We start from the raw sequence: 8059 nt of genomic DNA on the forward strand, positions 1-8059 counted from the left end.
GGTGGAGGCCGACGCGGGCGCCGACACCGCGCTGGTCTACACCGGCAAGGCGGGGATGATCCTGCACGGCAGCTGGGTGTACCCCGACTTCCTCAAGAACGCGCCCAAACTGGTGAAGCGCAAGGGGCTCGCGTATTCGACCTTCCCGACGATCAAGGGCGGGAAGGGGGACAAGTCCAATGTGGTGGGTAACCCGGCGAACTTCTGGTCGGTGTCGTCCACGGCCCCCAAGGAGTATCGAAAGAGCGCCACCTCCTATCTGGGCAAGGACCTGTTCAACGACGACCACATCGCCGCGCTGCTCGACGTCGGCGCCGTGCCCCCGGTCACCGGGATCGAGGACCGGATCGCCAAGGCCGACAACGCCGACTACCTCGACTTCACCTACGGCCTGGCCCGCGACGCCAAGCACTTCGAACTGTCCTGGGACCAGGCGCTACCGTCCAAACAGGCCCAGAAGCTCCTGGACAACCTCAGCAAGCTCTTCCTCGGCGACTCGAGCGCCAAGGACTTCGCCAAGGCGATGGACGCGACGCTGTGACGCGCCCGGCGCGGACGACCGGGCCCAGCGGCTGGTTCGCGGCTCCTGCCGTGCTCCTTTTCGGAGTGTTCGCGCTGGTGCCGTTGTTCGGGGTCGCCGCGCTGTCGTTCACCCACTGGGACGGGCTCGGGCCGGTCTCGTGGGCGGGTCTCGACAACTGGACATCCGCGGCGTCCGACCCCGACACCCGCGTCGCGGTGTGGTTGACGGTCAAGCTCACCGTCGTGTCGGTGCTGTTCCAGGCGCCGGTGAGCCTGCTGCTCGGCGTCTTCCTCGCGGGCCGGCAGCGGTACCGGGCCGGCCTGGGCGCCCTGTACTTCCTTCCGCTGCTGTTCAGCTCCACCGCCGTCGCCCTCACCTTCATCGCCCTGCTGGACCCGAACTTCGGCGTGGGGCCGGCCCTCGGCGTCCCCGCGCTGGCCCAAAACTGGCTGGGTGATCCGCGGCTGGCGTTCTATGTCGTGGTGTTCGTGATCGGCTGGTCGTTCATCCCGTTCCACACCGTGGTCTACCAGGCCGGGGCGCGGCAGATCCCGATCCAGATCTACGAGGCGTCCCGCATGGACGGTGCCGGGGCCGTCTCGCAGTTCTTCCGCATCACCCTGCCGCTGTTGAAACACACGATCGTCACCTCGACCACGCTGATGACCGTCGGCTCACTGACCTATTTCGACCTGATCTTCGTGCTCACCGGGGGCGGCCCCGGCAACGCCACCCGGGTGCTGCCGCTGGACATGTACCTGACCGGGTTCCGCTCCTACGAGATGGGCCGGGCCAGCGTCACCGCGCTCGTCCTGGTGGTCCTGGGTCTCCTCATCGCGTTGGGGCTCAACAGGATCACCGGCGTCGACCGAATGGAGTCCGAAATGGAGGGATCATGAGTCGCGCGGTCAGGTCCCGATTCAACGTCATCGGGGCCGTCGCCGGCTGGATCTGGCTCGCCGTCATCATCCTGCCGATCTACTACATCTTCGTCACGAGCCTGCGCCCGCAGTCCGACTACTTCACCGAGAACCCGCTGTCGTGGCCGTCGAACCCCAGCCTCGCGGCGTACGGCCGGGTGCTCGACCACGGCTTCGCCGGGTTCTTCCTCAACAGCGTCATCGTCACGGTCGCGGCGGTCGCGCTCACCCTGGTCGTCTCGCTCATGGCCGCGTACGTCATCGTCCACGGCCGGGGCCGGTTCGGACGCGGGGTCTTCCGGATGGCGTTGCTGGGCATCGCGATCCCGATCCAGGCGGCGATCATCCCGGTCTATTACCTGATCGTGGAGCTGGGCCTCTACGACTCCCTCGCCGCGCTGGTCCTGCCCTCGGTCGCGTTCGCCATCCCCATCACGCTGCTGATCCTGACCACCTTCCTGCGGGACGTGCCGCGCTCGCTGTTCGAATCCATGCGGCTCGACGGCGCCGGCGAATGGACGATCCTGCTGCGGCTGGTCCTGCCGATGTCGCGCCCCGCCCTGGCGGCCGTCGGCGTCTACAACGCGCTGCAGGTCTGGAACGGGTTCCTGTTTCCGTTGGTGCTCACGCAAAGCGCCGACACCCGGGTGCTGCCGCTGTCGCTGTGGTCCTTCCAGGGACAGTTCGCGATCGACGTGCCCGCGGTTCTGGCGGCCGTGGTGCTGTCGGTGCTCCCCATGCTCGCGGCGTACGTCCTGACGCGCCACCAACTGGTGTCCGGCATGACCGCCGGATTCGGAAGATAACCGGAAAGGGCCGCAGAACATGGCAGACAACCTCCGCTGGCGCGACTCGCGGCTGTCGACGGCCGAACGGGTCGCCGCGCTCGTCGACGCCATGACCGTCGAGGAGAAGCTCGCGCAGCTGGGCAGCTTCTGGCCGCCGGGAACCGACGCCGGCGGCGGCGAGGTCGCCCCGATGGAGAGCGCCATGCGCGGCGGCCCCGCGACCCTGGACGAGGCCGCCGCGCACGGGCTCGGCCACCTCACCCGGCCGTTCGGGACGCAGCCCGTCCGGCCGCGCGACGGAGCAGCCCGGCTCGAGGCGGTCCAGCGCCGGATCGTCGCCGACACCCGGCTCGGCATCCCCGCGATCGCCCACGAGGAATGCCTCACGGGCTTCACCACCCTGGGCGCGACCGTCTACCCCACGCCGCTGGCCTGGGCCGCCACCTTCGACCCCGACCTGATCGAGACGATGGGTGCCCGGATCGGCGCCGACATGCGCGCCGTCGGCGTCCACCAGGGACTGGCCCCGGTCCTGGACGTGGTCCGGGACTACCGGTGGGGCCGGGTCGAGGAGACCATGGGGGAGGACCCGTATCTGGTCGCCACGACCGGCACCGCGTACGTGCGCGGTCTGGAGGGCGCGGGAATCATCGCCACCCTCAAGCACTTCGCCGGCTACTCGGCCTCGCGGGCCGCCCGCAATCACGCGCCGGTGTCGATGGGCCCCAGGGAATTCGCCGACATCGTCCTGCCGCCCTTCGAGATGGCGGTGCGGCTCGGCGGCGCCCGGTCGGTGATGAACGCCTACACCGACGTCGACGGGGTGCCCGCCGCCGCCAACCGGGAACTGCTCACCGGCATCCTGCGCGAACGGTGGGGCTTCACCGGCACGGTGGTGTCCGACTACTGGTCCGTGGCGTTCCTCGACCTGATGCACCGGGTCAGCGCCGACCGCGCCGACTCCGGTGTCCAGGCGATCCGGGCCGGCATCGACGTCGAACTTCCCTCGGGGGACGCCTACCTCCGGCTGGCCGCCAAGGTCGCCGCCGGCGACCTCGCCGAGTCCACCATCGACACCGCCGTGCGGAGGGTGTTGACGCACAAGTGCGAACTGGGCCTGCTGGACGCCGAACCCCGCCTCGGCGCTCCCGACCCCGACCGGGACCTGGACAGCGCCGCCAACCGCGCGCTGGCCACGACGGTGGCGGAGGAGTCGATCGTCCTGTGTGCCAACGACGGCACCCTGCCTCTGCCCGGCGACACCCGGCGCATCGCCCTGATCGGTCCCACCGCCGACGACCCGCGCACCCTGCTGGGCTGCTACTCGTTCCCCAACCACGTGCTGTCCCGCCTCGCGGGCAACGAGATCGGCGTCGACGTTCCGTCCCTTCTGGACGCCCTGCGGGCGGAGCTTCCCGCCGCCGACATCGTCGTCGAGCCGGGCGTGCCGATCAGCGACCCCGACCGCTCGGGCATCGAACCGGCCGTGGCCGCCGCGGAGGCGGCCGACGTGTGCGTCCTGGCGGTCGGCGACCTGGCGAACCTGTTCGGGCGCGGCACCTCCGGCGAGGGCTGCGACGTCCCCGACGTGGCGCTGCCCGGCATCCAGGCCGACCTGGTCGAGGCGGTGCTGGCGACCGGCACCCCGACCATCCTGGTCGTCGTCTCGGGCCGCCCCTACGCCCTGGGCGACTTCGCCGAACGCTGCGCCGCCGTCGTGCAGGCGTTCCTGCCGGGCGAGACGGGCGGGGCCGCCATCGCGGGCGTGCTGTCGGGCCGCGTCAGCCCCAGCGGCCACCTCCCGGTGGGCATCCCGCGGCAGCCGGGCGGCATGCCCATCACCTACCTCGCCCCACCCCTGGGACGCGACAGCCACGGCGTGTCCAACATAGACCCGAGCGCGCTGTACCCCTTCGGCCACGGCCTCGCGTACACGACATTCGCCTACGGCGACCTCGGTCTCGACGCCGACACCATCCCCGCCACGGGCCAGGTGCGGGCGAGCCTCACGGTCACCAACACCGGCCCGCGCCCCGGCACGGCGACCGCCCAGCTGTACCTGTCCGACGAGGTCGCCCACGTGACGCGGCCGGTGCGCGCGCTGGCGGGCTTCGCCCGGGTCGACCTCGAACCGGGGGAGGCCCGCACGGTCACCTTCACCGTGCACGCCGACCGCACCTCCTTCACCGGGGCCGACCTGACCCGCGTCATCGAACCCGGCTGGTTCACCCTGGCCGCGGGCGGATCCAGCGAGGACCTGCCCGCGACGGCGAGATTCGCGATAACCGGTCGCGCCACCATCACACCGGGCCGTCAGGTCCTGACGACCCCGGCCAGCCTCGGCACATAACATCGATGAATGACGATATTGACGTCCTGGAGGCGAGACGGCTACGCGGTACTCGGCGAACCGTTGTTCTCCCCGGGTCGCTTCGACGACCTGACAGGCATCTTCGAGGAGCACCTGGCCGAGCACGGCGAGCGCATCTTCGACGAGCTGGACATGCCGCACCGCCGCGACGAGCGATTGCTGGAACTGCTTCTCAACGAGCGCCTGCTCAACCTGGTCGAACCGATCACCGGGCCGGACATCGTCCTGTGGTCCTCGGGATTCATCTGCAAACTGCCATTCACCGGCCCGCGCACGCCCTGGCACACCGATGCCGCGTACTGGGAGGGCCGCTTGGACAACGACGAAGGAATCGTCACCGTGTGGTTGGCCCTCGACCGCTCCTCGGCCGACAACGGTTGCATGCGCGTCATCCCGGGCAGCCATAGGCACGCGCCCCGCCGGTACCGGCAACGCGGCCCCGACGACACCTTCTTCCGCACCGAGGCCGTCGACGTCGACGAATCGACCGCCGTCGACCTGGAGCTGGAGCCGAACCACTGCTCGCTGCACGACGGCCGGATCCTGCACGGCGCGAACGCCAACACCGGCCCGCACCGGCGCGCCGGGTACACCATGCGATACCTGCCCGCGACCACGAGGATCATTCCCCAGCGCAATCGCGGCCACGACGTCTGGCTGGCCCGCGGCGAGCCGGTCGCGGACAACGCGTACGTCAACGCCTGACACGGCGGCACCGTCCGCTTCCCCATGACCCACTGTCGAGAGTGCACCTCGGCCGCCCGTCCCGCCGACTCGGCCCGTTATGGGGATGGCCCCGTGTCGCCCGTCGCCCATATGCTGTCGTGCAACGGAATCAAGAAACACGGACTTCACAAGGGACGCTCATGGCAATCAAGATCGGCGGGCGGACGCTCGCCGTCGTGGGCGTGGTCGCGGCTCTGGCCATCGCGGCTGGCGTTGTAGCGCTGAACCGAGGTGGCGACGCCCGCCCCGATCCCACCAAGACCGCGCTACCCGATGGCGCGTTGGCCGAACAATGGCGCTCCGCCGACCTGTCGGGTTGGGGCGACACGGATTCCGTGTTGCGGATGTGGGCGACCGACGGCCCCGTCGTGGCGGTGACGACCGCCGGGGTGTGGGGCTTCGAAGCCAAGACCGGAAAGCGGCGGTGGAAGCTTCAACCTCCCGCCACCAGCGGGGCGCCGTGCGAGGCCGCATCCACACCGAACAACCACGGGACCGCGGCCGTGTTGTACGGCTCTGGCGCCGAGAGGTGCGGGAAAGACTTGGTCGTGTTCGATACCCACAGCGGTGACGTGCTGTGGCACAAGAGAGTGCGCGCCGGTGAGGGTTCCGATCCGCCGCGGGTGAGTATCGGGGACAAAGCGGTGACAGTGGACTCCGGTGAGGAACGCGGCGGCACCCACCTTCGATACTCCGTGGACGGTGACAAACTGTCCCTCCCCGCGATCCCCAAAGGACGGAACTGCCCCGACAAGACACGATGGGTGCAAAGCCCGACATACACGCTGGCGGAGAGCCTGTGCGCGGACCAGCTGTTCGCCTTCGACACCCAAAGCGGCAAGCATCGATGGACGCGTTCCCTGGACGGAACCCACATCCCCGGCACGATTGTCGCCGATTCGCCGCTGTCCGTGGCGTCCTACGTGGGAGACGGCAAAGGGCTGACGACGTTCACCGACAAGGGAAAGCTTCAGGCGGACATCGACCTACCTGGCGCTATCAGCGACCGCCCGCACCTGATCGACGACTCCGTCCTGGTCACCCAGGTCGACGGAGACGACGCCAGGTTCGTCGCGGTGAACCTGAAAAACGGCGACGAAGTGTGGCGGAACTCCAGCCTGATCGACGGCATGGCGGTTGGCGCCGATGACGACCAACTATTGGTGCTGGCGTCGATCGACGCCAGAAGCAAGAAGCACATGCCCGACGGCTACGACTGCCAATTGGTCGGGCTCAACCGATTGAACAATGAAGAGTCAGACGAAGGAATCCTTCCGTGTGCGGGAGTCTCGTCGACGATCCACGACGTCGTCGCCACCGACAAGATCGTCTATGTCCTCGCCGATGCCAGAGAAAAGGATTCCGCCGTCCGCCTCACCGCCTACAAACGACCACGGTAGACGCCGCATTGACAGTCCATTGAGTCCCCACAGGAAGGACGTCCTGGTGAACGCGGGAATAATCACGGCGCTGGGCGCCGCGATCGTCGGTGTGGTGGGAACCCTGCTATCGGCGCTGCTGACCCAACGCGCCTCCGACCGCAGCAGACTCGCCGAACTCGACCGTGCCGAAGCGGCCCGATCGCAAGAGCGGCAACAAGAACAGGCCCGCACCGACCTCGAGAAACGCCGCGGTGACTACGCCCGACTGAACACCGCGGCACGTCAATACCTGATGGCCCAGACCGACCACATGCACGCCCTGCGCCAGGGCAACGACCCCTCACCGACCAGCGCCGCGCTCGACGCCGCCCGACGGGCGTACCAAGCCTGCTATTCCGAAGCCCAGCTTCGCGTGCCCAACAGCGTGCTGTCGGCGGCATCCAAGGTCAACCGGTCCCTGAACGCCACCTACGGCATGGTCAAGCGCCTTCAAAACGACGAGGCCGACGACAACGAATCCCACCACACCGTCCAGATGCGAATCAACGACCACTGGGACCAGATCCGAACGCTTCGAGACCACATGCGCGCGGACCTGGGAATCACCGAGTAGGTGCACCCGTATGTCAGGTTCCGCGCCTGACGGGCGCCCCCGCCAGGCGCGGAACTACCGTGCCGCCGGTCGGGTCAGGGGTAGTTGACCAGCGTGGCGACGTTGTTGCCGCCGTCGGAGGGGCCTCCGGTGGTGTTGATGATGTTGCGGATCGTGCCGGTACCGCCCAGGGCGACGGTCGTCATGTCGTGAAACTTCACCCCGGACGCGTCGGGGACCTCGAGGGCCCGGGCGGCGGTCACGGAGGGATTGACGTTGAAGAAGCAGTAGCTACCCAGGCCCCAGGCCTCGTGACTGGTCACCGAATCGCCCACCTTGTAGGCGGCGTATCCCTCGGTGTCGCCGTTCATCCACGCCGACTGGTCGGGCGGGTCGTAGGGCATCTCGTTCTGATAGAAGTACGTCCGCCCTCCGTTGCCGTTCCAGAGAGTCTGGTACTCCTGATAGTGCTCGACGAACAGGCCGTACATCGTGACGTCGTCGCCGTTGACGATCATCCCGTTGGCCGCGGTGTTGTCGTTCCAGCCCACGCCGTCGCCGTGGTCGGCCCGCCAGATCCACATGTGATCGCCGATCACGTCGCTGCTGTTGATGACCAGGCTCTTGGCGGCCTTGCCGACACCCGCGCCACCGACCCGGAAGAACACGTCGTGCAGCGAGGTCGGATTGTCGGCGTGGGAGGCCGACGAGCCCTCGGGCCCGACCTCCATCAGGACATCGGAACTGGTGCCGCCGG

At 68.6% G+C, this 8059-nt stretch carries 7 protein-coding genes and 1 pseudogene; 7 read left to right on the top strand and 1 reads right to left on the bottom strand.

What is annotated here, in order from left to right; translation table 11 throughout:
* The 7 genes from VE172_RS23980 to VE172_RS24010 form a co-directional block, all read left to right on the top strand.
* A partial coding sequence (locus tag VE172_RS23980; protein ID WP_475526135.1) for a type 2 periplasmic-binding domain-containing protein occupies positions 1-541 on the top strand: 541 nt, incomplete at its 5' end.
* Positions 538-1422: a carbohydrate ABC transporter permease gene (locus tag VE172_RS23985; RefSeq protein WP_349258524.1), complete on the top strand. Its 885-nt coding sequence runs from the start codon at positions 538-540 to the stop codon at positions 1420-1422. The genes VE172_RS23980 and VE172_RS23985, both read left to right, overlap by 4 nt.
* Positions 1419-2249 (top strand): carbohydrate ABC transporter permease, encoded by an 831-nt coding sequence (locus VE172_RS23990; RefSeq protein WP_324804535.1) that lies wholly within the window; start codon positions 1419-1421, stop codon positions 2247-2249. Before VE172_RS23985 ends, VE172_RS23990 begins: the two co-directional genes overlap by 4 nt.
* A gap of 19 nt (positions 2250-2268) precedes the next feature.
* Positions 2269-4581, top strand: a complete 2313-nt coding sequence (locus VE172_RS23995; protein WP_324804536.1) for a beta-xylosidase/alpha-l-arabinosidase — start codon at positions 2269-2271, stop codon at positions 4579-4581.
* A gap of 9 nt (positions 4582-4590) precedes the next feature.
* Positions 4591-5307 carry a phytanoyl-CoA dioxygenase family protein gene (locus VE172_RS24000; RefSeq protein WP_324804537.1) on the top strand — a complete coding sequence of 239 codons (717 nt, stop codon included), beginning with the start codon at positions 4591-4593 and terminating at the stop codon, positions 5305-5307.
* A gap of 41 nt (positions 5308-5348) precedes the next feature.
* Positions 5349-6728: an outer membrane protein assembly factor BamB family protein gene (locus VE172_RS24005; RefSeq protein WP_324804538.1), complete on the top strand. Its 1380-nt coding sequence runs from the start codon at positions 5349-5351 to the stop codon at positions 6726-6728.
* 46 nt (positions 6729-6774) lie between these two features.
* Positions 6775-7323 (top strand): hypothetical protein, encoded by a 549-nt coding sequence (locus VE172_RS24010; RefSeq protein WP_324804539.1) that lies wholly within the window; start codon positions 6775-6777, stop codon positions 7321-7323.
* Between the two features lie 74 nt (positions 7324-7397).
* Here the strand turns inward: VE172_RS24010 and VE172_RS24015 are convergent.
* Positions 7398-8059, bottom strand: a pseudogene (locus VE172_RS24015) (coagulation factor 5/8 type domain-containing protein); the annotation flags it as partial.

The sequence above is a fragment of the Stackebrandtia sp. genome (assembly GCF_035643755.1).
Taxonomy (GTDB): Bacteria; Actinomycetota; Actinomycetes; order Mycobacteriales; family Micromonosporaceae; genus Stackebrandtia.

What these genes read in the sequence shown, in the direction of transcription:
- VE172_RS23990 (WP_324804535.1), top strand. Translation starts at nt 1,419, where the DNA reads ATGAGTCGCGCGGTCAGGTCCCGATTCAACGTCATCGGGGCCGTCGCC.
- VE172_RS23995 (WP_324804536.1), top strand. Translation starts at nt 2,269, where the DNA reads ATGGCAGACAACCTCCGCTGGCGCGACTCGCGGCTGTCGACGGCCGAA.
- VE172_RS24000 (WP_324804537.1), top strand. Translation starts at nt 4,591, where the DNA reads ATGACGATATTGACGTCCTGGAGGCGAGACGGCTACGCGGTACTCGGC.